The sequence below is a fragment of the Stenotrophomonas lacuserhaii genome, assembly GCF_039674585.1.
Taxonomy (GTDB): domain Bacteria; phylum Pseudomonadota; class Gammaproteobacteria; order Xanthomonadales; family Xanthomonadaceae; genus Stenotrophomonas; species Stenotrophomonas pennii_A.
In genome coordinates, this window is the sequence record NZ_JBDJNU010000027.1 from 1 (window position 1) to 17,243 (window position 17,243).

17 protein-coding genes are annotated in these 17,243 nt (G+C 64.1%); 14 read left to right on the forward strand and 3 right to left on the reverse strand.

Features of this window, described 5'->3' with window-relative positions; genetic code table 11:
• Positions 1-453: 453 nt before the first annotated feature.
• The 3 genes from ABE522_RS11530 (at position 454) to ABE522_RS11540 (ending at position 2,781) form a co-directional block, all read left to right on the forward strand.
• Complete coding sequence (locus ABE522_RS11530) at positions 454-960, forward strand: nuclear transport factor 2 family protein (RefSeq protein WP_346591798.1); 507 nt, start codon at positions 454-456, stop codon at positions 958-960.
• 190 nt (positions 961-1,150) lie between these two features.
• Positions 1,151-2,353, forward strand: coding sequence for an OmpA family protein (locus ABE522_RS11535; protein ID WP_346591799.1), 1,203 nt, complete (start codon positions 1,151-1,153; stop codon positions 2,351-2,353).
• Between the two features lie 38 nt (positions 2,354-2,391).
• On the forward strand, positions 2,392-2,781 hold the full coding sequence (locus tag ABE522_RS11540; RefSeq protein ID WP_346591800.1) for a DUF6180 family protein: 390 nt from the start codon (positions 2,392-2,394) through the stop codon (positions 2,779-2,781).
• A gap of 8 nt (positions 2,782-2,789) precedes the next feature.
• Here the strand turns inward: ABE522_RS11540 and ABE522_RS11545 are convergent, their stop codons facing one another.
• From ABE522_RS11545 to ABE522_RS11555, 3 genes are all read right to left on the reverse strand, one after another.
• Positions 2,790-3,455: an NAD-dependent epimerase/dehydratase family protein gene (locus ABE522_RS11545; RefSeq protein ID WP_346591801.1), complete on the reverse strand. Its 666-nt coding sequence runs from the start codon at positions 3,453-3,455 to the stop codon at positions 2,790-2,792.
• Between the two features lie 62 nt (positions 3,456-3,517).
• A complete protein-coding gene (locus tag ABE522_RS11550; RefSeq protein WP_346591802.1) occupies positions 3,518-4,567 on the reverse strand; it encodes a DUF4189 domain-containing protein in 1,050 nt (349 codons plus the stop codon).
• Entirely contained in the window at positions 4,551-5,027 is a 477-nt protein-coding gene (locus tag ABE522_RS11555; RefSeq protein WP_346591803.1) for a DUF4189 domain-containing protein, read from the reverse strand. Before ABE522_RS11555 ends, ABE522_RS11550 begins: the two co-directional genes overlap by 17 nt.
• Positions 5,028-5,285: 258 nt before the next feature.
• Between ABE522_RS11555 and ABE522_RS11560 the strand changes: the two genes are divergently transcribed.
• The 11 genes from ABE522_RS11560 to ABE522_RS11610 all read left to right on the forward strand — a co-directional run bounded on the left by ABE522_RS11560 (position 5,286) and on the right by ABE522_RS11610 (position 17,227).
• The gene (locus ABE522_RS11560; RefSeq protein WP_406846344.1) at positions 5,286-6,947 is read left to right on the forward strand and encodes a type IV secretory system conjugative DNA transfer family protein; all 1,662 of its coding nucleotides are present in this window, start codon (positions 5,286-5,288) and stop codon (positions 6,945-6,947) included.
• Positions 6,948-7,354: 407 nt separating this feature from the next.
• On the forward strand, positions 7,355-7,834 hold the full coding sequence (locus ABE522_RS11565; protein ID WP_346591833.1) for a hypothetical protein: 480 nt from the start codon (positions 7,355-7,357) through the stop codon (positions 7,832-7,834).
• A gap of 85 nt (positions 7,835-7,919) precedes the next feature.
• Positions 7,920-9,041, forward strand: coding sequence for a VirB8 family type IV secretion system protein (locus ABE522_RS11570; protein WP_042612592.1), 1,122 nt, complete (start codon positions 7,920-7,922; stop codon positions 9,039-9,041).
• Positions 9,038-9,811 (forward strand): TrbG/VirB9 family P-type conjugative transfer protein, encoded by a 774-nt coding sequence (locus ABE522_RS11575; RefSeq protein WP_042612593.1) that lies wholly within the window; start codon positions 9,038-9,040, stop codon positions 9,809-9,811. Before ABE522_RS11570 ends, ABE522_RS11575 begins: the two co-directional genes overlap by 4 nt.
• A complete protein-coding gene (locus tag ABE522_RS11580) occupies positions 9,808-11,031 on the forward strand; it encodes a TrbI/VirB10 family protein (protein ID WP_346591805.1) in 1,224 nt (407 codons plus the stop codon). Before ABE522_RS11575 ends, ABE522_RS11580 begins: the two co-directional genes overlap by 4 nt.
• 27 nt (positions 11,032-11,058) lie before the next feature.
• Positions 11,059-12,102, forward strand: coding sequence for a P-type DNA transfer ATPase VirB11 (gene virB11 / locus ABE522_RS11585; protein WP_042612595.1), 1,044 nt, complete (start codon positions 11,059-11,061; stop codon positions 12,100-12,102).
• A 49-nt stretch (positions 12,103-12,151) separates the two neighbouring features.
• Positions 12,152-13,129 carry a lytic transglycosylase domain-containing protein gene (locus ABE522_RS11590; RefSeq protein ID WP_406846342.1) on the forward strand — a complete coding sequence of 326 codons (978 nt, stop codon included), beginning with the start codon at positions 12,152-12,154 and terminating at the stop codon, positions 13,127-13,129.
• Positions 13,130-13,195: 66 nt separating this feature from the next.
• Positions 13,196-13,582, forward strand: a complete 387-nt coding sequence (locus tag ABE522_RS11595; protein WP_042612597.1) for a TrbC/VirB2 family protein — start codon at positions 13,196-13,198, stop codon at positions 13,580-13,582.
• A complete protein-coding gene (locus ABE522_RS11600) occupies positions 13,575-13,904 on the forward strand; it encodes a VirB3 family type IV secretion system protein (RefSeq protein ID WP_080335038.1) in 330 nt (109 codons plus the stop codon). The genes ABE522_RS11595 and ABE522_RS11600 overlap by 8 nt, the downstream gene beginning before the upstream one ends.
• A 50-nt stretch (positions 13,905-13,954) precedes the next feature.
• Positions 13,955-16,402: a VirB4 family type IV secretion/conjugal transfer ATPase gene (locus ABE522_RS11605; RefSeq protein ID WP_346591806.1), complete on the forward strand. Its 2,448-nt coding sequence runs from the start codon at positions 13,955-13,957 to the stop codon at positions 16,400-16,402.
• Positions 16,403-16,435: 33 nt separating this feature from the next.
• Positions 16,436-17,227, forward strand: a complete 792-nt coding sequence (locus tag ABE522_RS11610) for a hypothetical protein (protein ID WP_319275042.1) — start codon at positions 16,436-16,438, stop codon at positions 17,225-17,227.
• The last annotated feature ends 16 nt before the right edge of the window (positions 17,228-17,243 follow it).

The window sequence follows — 17,243 nt, forward strand, 5'->3', positions numbered from 1 at the left end:
GCGCCGAGCCGTGCTCGGCGGCGTTCCGTTCCGGCAGCGCGATGTCCGACGCAGGCCGCGCGGTGCGCTCGCCGAGCATGGCTCGGCGCTACCAGAGCGGACGGCCGAGATGCCTGGCGCAGGTCGATGATGGCGGCCGCGATATCCATCGTGATGGGCGTGCGGAGGTGGGCTGGGTAGCGCCGAGCCGTGCTCGGCGGCAGTCCGTTCCGGCAGCGCGATGCCGGACGCAGGCCGCGCGGTGCGCTCGCCGAGCGTGGCTCGGCGCTACCAGAGCGGATGGCCGACCGATGATGGCGGCGGCGATATCCATCGTGATGGGCCGCGGAGGGCAGTCGATGGCCTGTCCCGGGATTGTCCAGAGCGGCTAACCGTCGTGTCCAGCGGCGGATGGATACCGCCACGGGGTGGCGGAGCGCATTGTCGTTGCCACGAAACAGGAAGGAGAATCATGTGGACCGATCGACTACGAATAATCGCCTGGCGCTGGTCCTGATCTTGGCCATTGCGGCGCTGAGCTCCGCCCACGCCTCAATGTCCGAGCCCCTGCACGCCACCGCCGCACACAACGAAGCCTTGGTCCGGAAGGCCTTTGTTGATTGGTCGGCCGGAAACGGCACCGTGTTTGCGCTGTTGTCCCCGCAGGTCGTCTGGACCGTGCATGGCTCCGGCTCGGTGTCGGGTACTTACCAGGGCGTTGATGCGTTCCTGGAGGGCGCGGCGGTACCGCTGACCCGCCGGCTGGCGCGGCCGTTGGTGCCGAAGGTGCATGCCATCTGGGCGGTGGGCGATACGGTGATCAGCCGGTTTGAAGCCGAATCCACAACCACCGGAGGGCACCCATACAGGAACCAGTATGTGTGGATATTCCGGATGGAAGGCGGCGTTGTGGTGGAGGCCGAGGCTTTCCTGGACCTGGCGGCGTATGACAAGGTGGTGGCGGAGAATCCAGCGCGGTAGCGCCGAGCCATGCTCGGCGGCGTTCCGTTCCGGCAGCGCGATGTCCGACGCAGGCCGCGCGGTGCGCTCGCCGAGCATGGCTCGGCGCTACCAAAGCGGGGCGATGTGTTCGATTTGTGGCCGTTCACGCCGTGCAAATGGGCGCCGGATAGGATGCTGGCCTCACTGCCATCACGGATCGATCCAGTACATGAGCTCATCCACGCGTGTGTTGCCGCTGTCCGCTGTTTCCGTGCTGTTGATTGCGCTTGGGGGGTGTTCCAAGGGGCCCGATGCGGCAGTTCCGGAGCCTGTAACCGGCAGCGCCACTGCGGCTTCCAATGAGGAAGTGGACGCAGAACAGGGCAGTGACGTCCCCGAATTCCCGGTCATCCCGACGATCGTGGTGCCGGAGATCATCGGCGTCACCCCGGCGCAGCGTGCGCTGGAAAGTTCGCTGCAGTCCATCCTCAACCCGGTGGAAGGTATTACCGTTTCCCCGGCGCGCTGCAGTACCGATGGCAGCCTGATCAACGATGCCGGCATCACCAGCGTGGACGCGCAGGGCAAGCTGACCCGCAATGGCGACGAAGGCATCTTCGTGATCAACCCCGATGGCAGCGGCACCGCCAATTTCGAGGGCGGACTGGTGCGCGTGAACGCCGACGGCAGCGGCACGATCAACGGTAATCCTGGGGGCGGGGGCGACGATGCCATCATCAGCGTGGAAGCTGATGGATCCGGTACCTACAACGGCGTGGCCGGCCTGATCCGGCTGGACGGCAAGGGTGCGGGCACCTGGAATGGTGACAGTGGCCTGATCACCAATAATGGCGACGGCAGCGGCACGTGGAATGGGCCGATGGGCCTGGTGCGTGTCAATGCGGATGGCTCGGGCACCTGGAATGGCGACGAAGGCCTGATCACCAACAATGGCGATGGCACCGGGACGATCGGTCCGCCCGCGCGACCGGTCAGGATGCCGCCGCTGGCCCGCCTGGCGCCTGCCGGCAAGTTCCCGCCGCTGAAAAAGTTCGCTCCGCCCGGTGCGCCCTGCGGTTATGTGATCACCTTGAACGACCGGGTACTGTTCGACTTCGACAAGTCCGACATCCGTCCCGATGCGGCGAATCTGCTGGATACCCTGGCCGGTGCGCTGGCCGAAGTGAAAACGACCGGCATGGAAGTGCGCGGGCATACCGATTCCAAGGGCGCGGACGATTACAACCAGAGCCTGTCCGAACGCCGCGCGGCATCGGTAGTGGCCGCATTGCGCCAGCGTGGCGCGGGCCAGCAGGCGGCGTCGAAGGGCTACGGCGAAACGCAGCCGGTGGCGCCCAACGAGCTGGAGGGCAAGGACAACCCCGGCGGCCGGCAGTTGAATCGCCGCGTGGAAATCTTCGTGCGTTCGTGAGTTCGGCGGCGCACGTTCAACACTGACAGGAGAACGAAATGAAGGCAGCGATATTCGCAGCGCTGGGCACGGTGGCGGCCTTGGGAATGGCCTCGCAGGCCAAGGCGAATGATTTCAGCCTCGGCTACGACGTGGACCGCTTTCCGGCGGCCAAACTGAGCATGCAGGCGTGCCGCGCGGCGGTAACGCGTGGGGCCGCCGCGGTGGGCTACAGCACGCGCGTGGACCAGGACCAGAAGACGCTGGTCCTGCACGTGTCCGCCCCGCGCGAGGATGGGCGCTCGCTGATCTCGTACTGCATCAGCGCAGGCGACCACACCGTGTTCGTGATCCAGGCGTTCGACTATTCGGGTCCGAACAATCCGGACGTGGACCGGGTCAAGGCGCGCGTCGGTGCGGAAGTCCGCAAGGCCGCGCGCGGCGGCTGAGCCCCGCGTTACGCGCCAGGCTGGCCGAGCTGGTTGATCTCGCGGTTTTCGACAATGGCAGGCGGGCTGGAGGAACGGGCGAGGGCGATCATCGCCCGGCCGATGGCCCCGTTGGTGGTGGCCGCCCCCGGCACGTTCTTGACGATCATCCCCTGCAGCGGGCTGGCCAGCGCATGGAACATGCGCATCACCCCGTGCGGGCTGTGCGTGCCTTCTTCGGGCAGGATGCCGCCGGGCCGCAGCATCACGGTGGTGATCGGCAGCCGCTGCAGCGCATCCTCGGTTTCGCCCTTGATGCGCAGCGGCATCAGCCGGCTTTCGGGATCGGAATTGGCGCCGGAAATGTACAAGAAGCACCCCTGTGGATTGGCCGCGGCATAGGCCCGCGCCACTGCCAAGGTCAGCTCGAAGGTGACGCGGCGGTATTCCTTTTCGGCGGTGCCGATGGGCGGGGCACCGGCGCAGTAGAAGGCCGCGTCGATACCGGCCAGCTGTGACTGCACGTCGGCTGCCCGGCTGAAGTCTTCCAGCAGCACGACACCGACCTTCGCGTTGGCGCGGTCCAGCGGTCGGCGCGCCAGCACGGTGATGCGGGTGACGTCAGGCGAGGCAAGGCAGGCGTTGAGGACGCCCTGGCCGAGCAGGCCGGTCGCACCGGTGAGGAGGATATGCATGGAAGAAACCCCTGGTCGATTGCTGGAACGCTACAAGCAGCAGAAGGAACAGGGGGTGACGATCAGCGGGTCATGCACTCGTTGAGCATTACCGGGCAGGCATTTGCGCCACTCTCGACGCATTGGGTGACCGCATCCTCTTCCGCCGCCGCCTTGCTGCTGGCCTTGGCGCCATACGTGGACCAGCCGCCTCCCGCCGCCTTGCTGCGCACGATGGCGGCACATTCGCCCATGGTCCATGCCACGGCCGTTTCGCAGCCGCGCCTGCCGCATTTACTGATGGCGGTGTCCTTGGCGTCCTTCTCGTTGACGCCCAGGTGCAGTGCGAATGCGTCACCGCCGCGCTCTACCGCAATGGCGCTCCAGGGCTGGGCGATGTTCATCTTCGGATCCTGGCCCTCGCCAGCGGCCATGCGCGTGGCGGTGCCGCGGGCTTCCGGCGGCTTGGCCACGAATTCGGCGCCGCCCGGGAAGAACTCCAGCTTTGGCTTGGCCACGCGGTTGATCGCGATCAGTTCCATGCGGTAGCTGATGCGGTCCAGCGCCGAATAGGCGTACTTCCAGCCGGTGCAGAAGGTCTGTTCCTCCGCGCTGCGGCACTGCGCTCCGCCGCCGGCCTGGCAGCTGGCCAACGCCGATTCGGCCGCCTTCTTCTTGTTCTCGCCGGTGTTGACGTACATGCCGCCCTGCTGGCTGTAAGCCGGCGCCACGCAGGTGTTGGCGAAGGTGGCGACAGGCCAGCAGGTGCCATCACATTTGCCCATGGCGTTACGGGTGGCGGTGCGCGGGTCGTATTCGTTGAGGATTACGTTCCAGCTGCCGTCGGCGGTGTTGACGACCAGCGCGCCCCACCAGTCCCGCTTGGCGTCGTCGCGCACACGACGCGCGGCGGCGGCGGCGGCCGCGGATGCAGCCTGCTGCGCTGCGGCTTCTTCGGCGCTGATATAGGTTGCGGCCTGCTGGCTCTGCTGCCAGCCCAGGAAGTTCATCTGCGCGGCGTGGGCCTGCTGTCGGGCCTGCGCACCATTCTGTGCGTGTGCCGCATCGGCGCTGGCCAGCAGCGCCGCGGCCACAAGTACCGCGCGGATCATCCGCTCAGAGGCAATGTTCAACGTTCACCCCGCATTGCTTGGCGCCGGATGCAACGCACTTGTCCAGCGAGGACTTGCCCAGCGCTGCCGCTTCCGGCGTACCGGCCTGCGCGCTGCTGGCGAAGATGGCCCGGACACCAGGCTTGGCACCCTTGTCCACGGCCAACGCCATGCAGTGATTGCGGACAGGGAAGGTGATCAGTTCCACGCAGTCGGTGGCGCCGCTGTCCTGGCAGTCCTTGCGCGCGCGCACCTTGGCTTCCGCTGCGCCCATGCCGTTGCCGGTCCCTACGACCTGCTTGCTGTCACTGACGGCCAGGCTGGTGTAGAGGTCCATGCCTTCGGGCATGGCCTTGCTGATTTCACCCGGTGCCGGCGAGGTACGCGACGGCGCGTTCGCCGGAGGCACGGCGAAGACAGGGCCAGCAAGGGCGAGGGTGGCCAGCAGCGCACAGCGCGTCCACGACGAGGATCGTTGCATTCCTTTGCTCCAGGTTTTGTTTTTGGCGCGCGGAGCATACCCGGATCGCGGTCCGGATGGTGTGATGTGAAGGGGCTGGGGAAGAAGAGCGTGACGACCAACGGTCGTCACCCACCGGAGCCGGTCGTCACCCATCGGGGGCGGTCGACACCCACCGGAAGGTTTCCAGGGAAGGATGCACCTACCCGTGTCACGACCAGTTGTGTAGAGTCCGGCCCATCATGCGCTCACGGAGGATCGGGTTTGTCCACGCAGAAATTGGTTCGCTACTCGGTCGCCATCGTCGCGACGCTCGTCATCGGTTACCTGCTTTCGGGCTACCTGGTACTGCTGTTCCTTGGCCTGGATACCAGCCATTTCAGCTGGAACACCTACTACCCGTACGTCAGTGCGCTGGACCAGCCGCAGGTCGCGCCCTTCGTGGGCAAGATCAAGGCCGCCGGTTACGTGGGCTTCGGCATCCCGCTGTTCCTGTTCGTGGTGGTCGCCGGCTTCCTGCTGCTCCGGCGCAAGAAGAAGGGCCTGCACGGTGATGCACGCTTCGCAACGGGCTCGGACCTGTCTTCACACGGGTTGTTCAAGAAGACCGGCGACAGCATCGTGGTGGGCAGCTACAAGGGCAAGCTGGTGCGTCTGTCCGGCCAGCAGTTCGTGATCCTGGCCGCGCCGACCCGTTCGGGCAAAGGCGTGGGCGTGGTGATTCCCAACCTGCTGGAATACGAAGAGTCCGTGGTGGTGCTGGACATCAAGCAGGAAAACTACGAGCTCACCAGCGGCTGGCGCGCCAAGCAGGGCCAGGAAGTCTTCCTGTTCAACCCCTTTGCCGAAGACCGCCGCAGCCATCGCTGGAATCCGCTCAGCTACGTCTCCGATGACCCGGCCTTCCGCGTTTCCGACCTGATGAGCATCGCCGCGATGCTGTACCCGGATGGTTCGGACGACCAGAAATTCTGGGTCAGCCAGGCGCGCAATGCGTTCATGGCCCTCACGCTGTACCTGTTCGACAATTACGATGACGAGCGCCGCAGTGGCTTCCCGGGCGGGCAGGGCGTGCCGACCCTGGGCGCGATCTACCGGATCTCCTCCGGCGACGGCACGGACCTGCGCAAGTACCTGCAGACCCTGGCCAGCCGGCCGTTCCTGAGCGGCAACGCCAAGTCGGCCTTTGCCAACCTGCTGTCGCAGGCGGACGAGACCTTCGCCTCGATCATGGGCACCTTCAAGGAGCCGCTGAACGCCTGGATCAATCCAGTTCTGGATGCGGCCACCAGCAGCAACGACTTCCTGCTGACCGACCTGCGCAAGAAGAAGATGACCATCTACATCGGCATCCAGCCCAACAAGCTGGCCGAAAGCCGGATGATCATCAACCTGTTCTTCAGCCAGATCATCAACCTCAACACCAAGGAGCTGCCCAAGTCCAATCCGGACCTGAAGCACCAGGTGCTGCTGCTGATGGACGAATTCACCTCCATCGGCAAGGTCGACATCATTGCTTCGGCGGTGTCCTACATGGCCGGTTACAACGTGCGGCTGCTGCCGATCATCCAGAGCATGGCCCAGCTGGATGCCACCTACGGCCGCGATGTGTCTCGCACCATCATCACCAACCACGCCCTGCAGATCCTGTTCGCCCCGCGCGAGCAGCAGGACGCCAACGATTATTCGGACATGCTGGGCTACACCACCCTGCGCAAGAAGAACATCACCAAGGGCCGCGAGAAGAGCCACAGCTTCAGTGAGGAGCGGCGTGCGCTGATGCTGCCGCAGGAGCTGAAGGCGATGGGCACGGACAAGGAAGTGTTCCTCTACGAGGGCATTCCGCATCCGGTGATGTGCGACAAGATCCGCTACTACAAGGATCGTCACTTCACTTCCCGCCTGCTAGCAAAGGTTGACGTTCCCAGCTTGCAGATATGAATCAGCTGAGACGAAAGCACGGAAAATAAATGCATTCACTCCCGTGAAGTGGTGACTGGCGTCAACAATTTGTCGTGCATGCGTTGAACTTTCATGCGTTCTTGACGCATCCTTGACCTCGTTCTATGCCACTCTTCGCCATCGGTTCAGTTCATCGAGCCGATGGAGTCGATCAGGTGGTGCAGAACATCACCGGAACAGGGATGGCTTCGAACAAGGTGTCAGGCGATGCATCATGCCCACGTGGCGGTGCAACGCCCGTTGGGCAGGCGGCTTTGGCCGCAGGGGAGACGGTTGCACATGACGGCACAGGCCGCCGCGTAACCGGTTCCAGCGTGCAGATGCAACGCTGGACTGCCGAACCACCCGTATCGAAGCTGCTTATTCGTACGTCAAAGGATGTTCGTATGCGGCAAGCGTTGCTGAAGATTTTCATCGCCGTGGCGGCGGTTGCGATGTCGGGTTGTGCCACCAAGCCTGCGCCGGATTTCGGCGGGCGGTGGAAGCCGGTCAATCGCTTTGACGCTGCACCCACGGAAATTCCCCTGTACACCAGCTATGCCTTCCAGGCATCGCCGATGGATGGCACGTTGAAGGCCATGCTCGAGCGCTGGGCGGCCGATTCGGGGATGTCGCTGGATTACCGGCTGGGGTCGGATTACACGCTGCACGGCGGCGTTTCCCGCATCTCCACGACCAGTGCGCAGCAGGCCGTGGCCGACGTCACCACCGCTTATGCGGCGCAGGGCGTGTACGTGAGCATCGTGGGCAACAAGATCGTGGCCGGCAGCAGCGCCGCGGTGCCGACGGCGGCCACCACGCCAGCCAGCGCGCCCAACGCCAACCCCGCACCCGCACCCGCCGAAACCGCGCCAAGCGGTAGCTGACTGCTGCCGTTTTCCCGTCGTGATGCTCCTGCGCTGGCCGCAGGGGCATGGCGCTCATTGACGATCATGCAGTCCGGAAAACCCCATGTTCCGTAAGAAAGACCCAGGCAATAGTCCCAAGGTGGAGCAGGCCGTCGCCAAGGCGGTGAGCTATGAGCTGACCGTGGCCGACATGGCGCGCAAGAGCGAGCGTCGTGCCTGGTGGGTCGCCGGTGCGTCGCTGGTGATGTCCCTGGCGCTCGCCGGCGGCTATTACTACATGCTGCCGCTGAAGGAGAAGGTGCCGTTCCTGGTGATGGCCGACGCCTACACCGGCACCGCATCGGTGGCGCGCCTGCAGGGCGATTTCGGCAGCAGTTCAGTGACTCACGTCGAGGCGGTGAACCGCAGCAACGTGGCGCAGTACGTGCTGGCACACGAATCCTATGACCTGGCGCTGATGCAGCTGCGTGACTGGAACCTGGTGTTCACCATGTCCGCCGACAACATCGCCGCGCAGCTGCGGGCACGTTATGCGCGCACCAATCCGCAGAGCCCGGTGGTGCTGTACGGCAACACGAAGGCGATCCGGGTGAAGATCCTCAGCATCACCCCGATCGGCGAGCTGGACAACGGCGGCTTCCGTGGCGCATCGGTGCGCGTGCAGCGCACCCTGGTGGACAAGAACAGTGGTGCGTCCACTTTCATGGACAACCGCCTGGTGACCCTGCGCTTCAACTACGACGCCAAGCTGGCGCTCAACGACCAGGACCGCCTGCTCAATCCGCTGGGCTTCCAGGTTACCGAATACCGCGTGGACAGCGACTACGCCGCCGCGGTTCCGCTGCCTGACCAGGCCGCCACCGACGCGCAGGCGCAGCAGCAGGCCATGCTGCAGGCACAACAGCAGGCGGCCGTGCAGGCCGACCCGGCGATGTTTGACCCGAGCCAGCAGATGGGCCAGGGCACGATCGATCCGGTGTCCGGCCAGCCCATGGTGGCGCCGGCTCCGCCGCCCCCGGGCCAGATGCTTCCGGCCCAGCAAGGCATTCCTGCCCAGGGCATTCCCGGTGCCGCCGGGCCGGGACAGGCCGTACCTGCGCAGGGCTACCCGGTGCAGACCGCACCGGTTCCCGGTGCACCCGCTCAACAAGCGCCAGGCCGCGGCACGCCGGTCCCCGCGCGCAACCTTTCCACCGGAACTGCTGATGGAGCAAGCAACCGATGAGTAGTCGCAGAAACAAGGCATGTGCCTGGATGCTGGCGGGAATGCTGGCAGGGTATGCCACCACCGTCTCGGCCCAGGCCGTGGACCGTTATGCCTATGTGCCGGACCAGATCTACACGGTCCGCACCGGCCTGGGCCTCACCACCCAGATCGAGTTGAGCCCGCATGAAAAGATCCTCGACTACAGCACCGGCTTCAGCAGTGGCTGGGAGCTGACGCGTCGCGGCAACGTCTTCTACTTGAAGCCGAAGAACGTGGACGTGGACACCAACATGATGGTGCGCACGGAAACCAACTCGTACATCTTCGAACTGAAGGTGGTGGCGACTGATTGGCGCCAGCTGGACCAGGCGCGCAAGGCCGGCGTGCAGTACAAGATCGCTTTCACCTACCCCAGTGACAGTGAGTTCACCGTTGCCCAGGAGTCGGTGGAAGAGAGCAAGCCGCTGCTCAGCACCACCATCGCAAAGGATCGTCGCTACAACTTCGACTACTCCTATTCGACCCGCAAGGCCAAGCGGATGGGCTGGCTGATCCCGGTCAATGCCTACGACGATGGCCGCTTCACCTATGTGCGCCTCCCGTCTTCGCCGGAGTTCAAGACCGGCATCTTCCCGGCCGTGTTCGGCCGCGAGACCGAGAATGGCGAGGACTTCGTCATCAACACGACGGTGGAGGGCAATACCCTGGTGGTGCATGGCACCCACCCGTACCTGGTGATCCGACACGGTGACAACGTGGTCGGCCTGCGGAGGAATACCAAGAAATGAGCCAGAACACGCCTCCAGGGAATGACCCCCGCCAGGACGACGATGCCTACCGCCAGGAAGGCACCGCGCAGGAGCCGGGTAACCCGTATTACAACCGTGTGCAGCCGCAGGATGCGCCGGATCTGGATGCCAGCGCGCCGCAGCTGCGCACAGCGGAAGAACGCCGATTGAATCGCAAGGCGTTGATGTTCATCGGCGGCATCCTCGCCCTGGTGCTGCTGATGGGCTTCCTGCTGCTGCGCAAGGGCAGGGACGACGCGGAGGCCCCCGCGCGCGGCGCCGAAGTTTCGCGTCCGAGCACGCCGGACCTTCCGAGCGTGGCGCCGACGGTGCAGACACCCCCGCCGATGCAGGCCGATCCGATTCCGATGCTGCCGCCGCCGCCGATGCCGAACGACATGCCGATGCCGATGGAGCGCAACAGCCGCACCATCGGCGAGGCGCCGCGCATGCCTTCGCTGCTCGATCGCCGCATTGCGGCCACCGGTAGCGGTGGCGGCGGTGATCCTTCCGAACGCCAGGCGCCGGTCGATCCGACGTTGCTGGCGCTGCAGCAGATGAACGGCCGTCAGGCGCCGGAAGAAACGCGTCGCGGTGCGGATGTGGACGATGTGTCCAACGCCGCTTTCATCCGCAGCCCGGATGCACTTCTGGTTCGCGGCACCTACCTGCGCTGCGTGCTTGAAACGCGCATCATCACCGACGTGGCCGGGTTCACCTCCTGCCTGGTGACCGAACCGGTCTACTCGATCAACGGCCGTACCCTGCTGTTGCCGAAGGGTTCCAAGATCTACGGCAGCTACGGTGGCGGCCCGATCGGCGAACGCGTGGATGTGATCTGGGATCGCATCACGACGCCGAACGGCATTGACGTTGCCATGTCCAGCCCGGGCACGGATGGGCTGGGCGGGGCAGGCATCCCGGGGCAGTACACCGCCCACTGGGGCCAGCGCATCGCCAGCGCCCTGATGATCAGCCTGCTCGCTGATGCCTTCAAATACGCAGCCGCGGAGAATGGCCCGGAGACCACCACGGTCAACAGCAGTGGCTTTGCGATGCAGTCGCCGTATGAAAGTGCAACCGCCCGCACCATGGAAAGCCTCGCACAGCAGGCCGCGAGCCAGCGCCGCGCGCCGACCGTGACGGTCAACCAAGGCACCATCATCAACGTCTACGTCGCAAAGGACGTCGACTTCAGCGCCGTGCTGGCGCGTCGCTGATCCAGGAGCACAGGACCCGTCGTGGACATGGAGACTTCACCCCTCGCGCTGGTTTCCAGCGAATTCCTGCAATACCAGTACGAAGTGCTGGGTATTGCGGGTTACATGGGGTCGTCCGAAGTCACCGAAATCTGCGTCAACCGGCCTGGTGAGATCTACCTGGAGACGCGTGATGGCTGGCAGCAGGTGGCGGTGCCCACGTTGACCTTCGAACGGGCCCGCCAGTTCTGCACCGCAGTGGTGAACGAAAGCAACACGGGGCAGCGCATCACCGATGCCGATCCGATGGTGTCGCTGACCTTCCCCAGCGGCCAGCGTGCGCAGTTCGTGATTCCGCCCGCGTGTGACGCGGGCAAGGTTTCCATCACCATCCGCCTTCCTTCGCGCCAGATGCGGACCCTGCAGCAGTACCAGGACGATGGCTTCTTTGATCGCATCGTCGAACACGACGGCAGCCTGAGCGCGCAGGATGAGGAGTTGATGGAACTGCGCCGCGCGCGCGATTTCGCCGGCTTCTTCCGTCGTGCGGTGCAGTACCGCAAGAACATCGTGGTGTCCGGTGCCACCGGCAGCGGCAAGACGACGTTCATGAAATCGCTGGTCCACCACATTCCCCAAGGGGAACGCCTGGTCACCATCGAAGATGCGCGCGAGCTGTTCATCGAGCAGCCCAACGTCGTGCACCTGCTGTATTCCAAGGGTGGCCAGAGTGGCAGCAATGTCAGTGCCAAAACCTGCATGGAAGCCTGCCTGCGCATGAAGCCGGACCGGATCATCCTGGCCGAGCTGCGCGGCGATGAAGCGTTCTACTTCATCCGTAACTGCGCCTCCGGCCATCCCGGGTCGATCACCAGCTGCCATGCGGGCAGCCCGGAACAGACCTGGGACCAGCTGGCGCTGATGGTGAAGGCATCCAACGAAGGCTCAGGGCTGGAGTTCCCGGTCATCAAGCGCCTGCTGCAGATGACCATCGACGTCGTTGTGCACGTGAAGGCGCACGCTGGCGACCGGCACATCACCGGCATCGATTTCAATCCCGGGCGTGCCCAGGGCCAAGGGGGCGCGGTATGAATGCCTGTCATGGCGGCCACTGCCCGCATGCTCGCCAGGAGGCGCGCTGATGCTGCCCGGACTGGAAGCGTTGGCCTGCCCCGAGCTGGCCGTGTCGATGGATGTCATGGCCCACGTGGTGAACGTGGAATCGTCGCGTAACCCGTACGCCATCGGCGTGGTGGGTGGTCGTCTTGCGCGCCAGCCGCAGGCTTTGGACGAGGCGGTGGCGACGGCACGGATGCTGGAAGAGAACGGCTACAACTTCTCGCTGGGGCTGGCCCAGGTCAATCGTTACAACCTGCGGAAATACGGGCTGGAAAGCTACGAAAAAGCCTTCCAGCAATGCCCGAACCTGCAGGCGGGATCGCGCATCCTGGCCGAATGCCATTCGCGTTCGAAGGGTGACTGGGGCAAGGCATTCAGTTGCTACTACTCGGGCAATTTTGAAACCGGCTACCGGCACGGCTATGTGCAGAAGGTGTTCAGTTCGATGCAGCGCGGCCGGATGGTCGCCTCCGCGAACGGTGCATTGCCGATTCCAGTGGTGGATCGCACGCCGCGTACACCCACTGCGGCAGCCCGCGCGCCGGCCGAATCCGCCGATGCCGCGCGCCTGCGCACCCGGATCGAAGGCCTGCAGACACAGATGCTCGCCCAAGGCGGCGGCGTAGTGATGCCGCTCCCGGAAGACCCCGCGCGCGCTTACGTGGTGTATCCCAACACCGGCGCCATGGTGCGCGGCAGCCTGCTGCGCGCCGCTGATGGTGGGCTGGCCCGTGCGGTGACCAACCTGGTCGACCGAGCGGTGCCTTCGGCAGCGCCGATGGCCGGCTATGCCGACGAAGGCTACCCGCAGGGTCAACCGGTCGTCCCCGCACCGCCCATGGGCCCGCAGCAAGCGCCCGCTGGCAGCCCCGGGGCTCCGGTGCTGCTGCGTCCCTGGAGTGAACGCAACCAACCCGCGGCAACCGGCGCGGCGGCAATGCCCGCGTCTGCCGCGCCTGTCACCGATGCACCTGCCAGGGACGCGGCTTTCGTGTTCTGAGCAGTTCACTGGCCGCCGGGCAGGGGCCGCACATGTTGTTTTTCGTCCATCAATAAGGAAGTCCCCATGAAGCTGAACACCCATGATCTCGCCCAGGCCCAGCGCACCCTGAAGACCCTGGCGATGGCCGTTGCCTTCGTTGGCATGATGTTCGTCCCACAGGCTTTCGCGCAGGAATTCGGCGGCACCGACAAGAAGGTGTGCGGCTTCTTCGACAGCGTCAAGGGCCTGTTGAACCTGGTGTCGATCGCCGTGGTGACCATCGCGGTGATCTTCGCCGGCTACCAGATCGCCTTCGCCCACAAGCGCATCAGCGACGTGTCGCCAATCCTGATCGGTGGCGTGCTGATCGGCGCGGCTGGCCAGATCGCCCGCATGCTGCTGGGTGATGAGTACGGCGAATGCTCGGCCGTCGGCATGCTGAGCACCGCTGCCCAGTACTACAGTGCATAAGAACGTCGTCTTCCGCGGCTGCACGCGCCCACCGATGTTCCTGGGCGTGCCCTACGTACCTTTCTTCATGGTATGCGGCGGCCTGTTCCTGCTCGCCATCTACTGGGATTTCTGGGTTCTGCTCAGCATCCCGGTGGCCGTGATGATCATGCGGCAGATGGCGCGTCGGGACGAGATGATCTTCCGGCTGATGGGACTGCGATTGCAGTTCAAGTTCCGGGCGCGGAACGTGCGCGACCATGAAGGTATGTGGGTGTTCACTCCGAACCACTACCGCGACAAGCCGGCGCCTGCGAAGGCACCGGGTGGAAACCGCCGCTGAATGTTTCAGCGGCGTAGCAGCAGGCATATGGCAGTTCCTGGAGAGTAGGCATGTTCAGTCCGGATACGTCGATCAGCGAGTTCATTCCCTTGTCCTCGCATGTGGCCCCAGCGGTGGTGAAGACCAGCGGTGGCGACTACCTGTTGACGTGGCACCTCGAGGGATTGCCGTTCGTGGGTCGGGAAGAATGGGAGCTTGAGCACAAGCACAACACCTTCAACCGACTGCTGCAGACGCTGCGCGCGCCGGATTTCGTCAACGTGGCGTTCTGGACGCACGACGTCCGCCGCCGCCGGCAGTTGAAGGAGCGCAGCAAGTTCGCCCAGCGCTTCAACCAGGACGTGTCCGATACCTACCTGGACATGCTGTCCAGCCAGCGGATCATGCAGAACGAGCTGTACCTGACCATGATCTATCGGCCGGTGGTGGCCGGTAAGCGTTTCGTGGAGAAATCAGCCGACGTGCCACGCCTGCAGGCCGAGCAGGAGCAGGCCGTGGAAAAGCTGATGGAGCTGGCCGGCAACGTCGAAGCGGTGCTGCGCGACTATGCGCCATACCGCCTTGGCATGTACGAAGCGGCCAACGGCGTGGTGTTTTCCGAGACGCTGGAGTTCTTCGGCTACCTGATCAACCGCATCGATGAGCCGGTGCCGGTGCTGGCCGCGCCGGTCAAGGAATACCTGCCGGTGAGCCGCCACATGTTCTCGGCCAAGACCGGCGATTTCGTGATCAGTACGCCCAACGGCAAGAATCACTTCGGCGCGATCCTCAACATCAAAGAATACGCCGAGGGCACCTATCCCGGCATCCTGAACGGCTTGAAGTACCTGGATTTCGAGTACGTGGTCACCCAGTCCTTCAGCCCGATGGGCCGCCAGGATGCGCTGAAGATCCTGGACCGTACCAAGGGCATGATGATCTCCTCCGGCGACAAGGCGGTGAGCCAGATCATCGAGCTGGACCAGGCGATGGACCATCTGTCCTCGGGCAACTTCGTACTCGGCGAATATCACTTCACCGTCGCCGTGTTCGCAGACAGCCAGGGCCAGCTCTCGGCGAACGTGGCCACCACGCGTGCGGAGTTGTCCAACGCCGGCTTCGTGTCGGCAAAGGAAGACATCGCGATCACGGCATCGTTCTATTCGCAGATTCCGGCGAACTGGCGCTACCGCACGCGACTGGCCAACGTCAGTTCGCTGAACTTCCTGGGGCTGTCGCCGTTGCACAATTTCGCTACCGGCAAGCAACACAACAATCCATGGGGGGACTGCCTGACCACGCTGCAGACCACCAACGGGCAGCCGTACTACTTCAATTTCCACGCCACCCATCCGGCGGAAAACTCGCTGGGCGAGAAGGCCATCGCCAATACGATGGTCATCGGCAAGTCCGGTACCGGCAAGACCGCGCTGATCAACTTCCTGCTCAGCCAAGTGCAGAAGTATGATCCGGCGCCGACCATCTTCTTCTTCGACAAGGACCGCGGCGCGGAGATCTTCGTGCGTGCCTGTGGTGGCAACTACCTGGCGCTGGAAAACGGGCGGCCGACCGGCTTCAATCCCTTCCAGTGCGAACGCACCGAAGCGAACGTGCAGTTCCTGGCCGACCTGGTCAAGGTGCTGGCCGGCAAGGGCCAGTATAGCGCCCGCGAAGAAGAGGACATCTTCCGCGCGGTGGAAAGCATGCTTGATACGCCCATGCACCTGCGCAGCATGACCAACTTCCAGAAGAGCCTGCCGAACCTCGGTGACGATGGGCTGTACGCGCGCATGCGCCGCTGGACCGCCGGCAGCTCGCTGGGTTGGGTGTTCGACAATCCGGTGGACACGATCGACCTGGAGCGGGCGAACATCATCGGTTTCGATTACACCGACGTGATCGACAATCCGGAAGTGCGCGTGCCGGTGATCAATTACCTGCTGCACCGGCTTGAATCGCTCATCGACGGGCGTCGCCTGATCTATGTGATGGACGAATTCTGGAAGATCCTCGATGGCGAGGGTGGACTGAAGGAGTTCGCCAAGAACAAGCAGAAGACCATCCGTAAGCAGAACGGCCTGGGTATCTTCGCCACGCAGAGCCCGGAAGACGCGCTGAAGAGCGATATTTCCGCCGCGCTGATCGAACAGACCGCCACGCTGATCCTGCTGCCCAATCCGAATGCGAGCCGCACCGATTACATCGACGGCCTGAAGTTGACCGATGCCGAGTTCAAGGTCGTCACCGCGCTGGACGAACGCTCACGCTGCTTCCTGGTCAAGCAGGGGCATGCCTCCAATGTCTGCCAGCTCAACATGCGCGGCATGGACGACATCCTTTCGGTGATTTCCGCATCAACTGACAATATCGATGTGATGCACCGAGTTCTTCAGGATGCCGCTACCCGCGAGAATGTGGCGGAATCGATGCTGACACCAGAGCAGTGGCTGGAGGATTTCTACCGCCGCCGCAAGGGTTCGGGAAAGCCGGCCAGCAACGACCGCGACAAAGCAGCCTGACCCATGACCACCCACCTCATTCCGGAGGCCACCATGAATACCGTTGCCCCGCAACGTCCTGCCCTTCGTCGTCGCCTGATGCCACTGGCGACGGCCACGCTTGCCTTGTGCGCATCGTTTTCACTGATGGCGCCTGCACCGGTGCAGGCCCAGTGGATCGTCAATGACCCGCCGGCGCTTTTCCAGAGCGTGAAAGCCGATATCGCGGCCGGCCTGGAATACATCGAAACGGCCGGGCGCTGGACCCAGACCGCTTCGCACTACACCGCGACCTTGAACAACTGGCTGCAGAAGCTGCAGAACTGGTCGCAGATCATCGCCAACCCGATCATGCCGGCGACGCCGACGCTTACCACCATTCCGGATGACTGGAATATTGCCGAGCGCTGCGGCGGCGGTTCGGCGTTCAGCATCACCGGCATCATGGCCATGGCGGGGATCAGCCCTGGTGGCGACATCGGTGCGCAGCAGCGGACGATATGCTCGTACATCCAGGCGCTGGAGAACCGCAAGTACAACGAGACCGTCGCGGTCGTACAGCAGTCCCTGCCGCTCATGCAGCAGACGCTGGGAACGCTGCGCAACATCCGTCGGCTGTTTGACAACGAAGGCGCGCTGGCGGAAACCACCGCGAACGCGACCGCATCGCAGTTGCAGATCGATGCGAACTTCAAGACCTGGGAAAACCAGATGCGCATCTACGACCAGCAGATCGTGGCACTGCAGAGCCAGCAACGTGCGCTGGCGCAGCGTGCGCTGAAGGGTGAAACCAATCCGATCGGCTCGGTGATCAAAGCTGCAGCGTTGAAGACGGCACTCGATTGAAAACCGTGCGTAATGC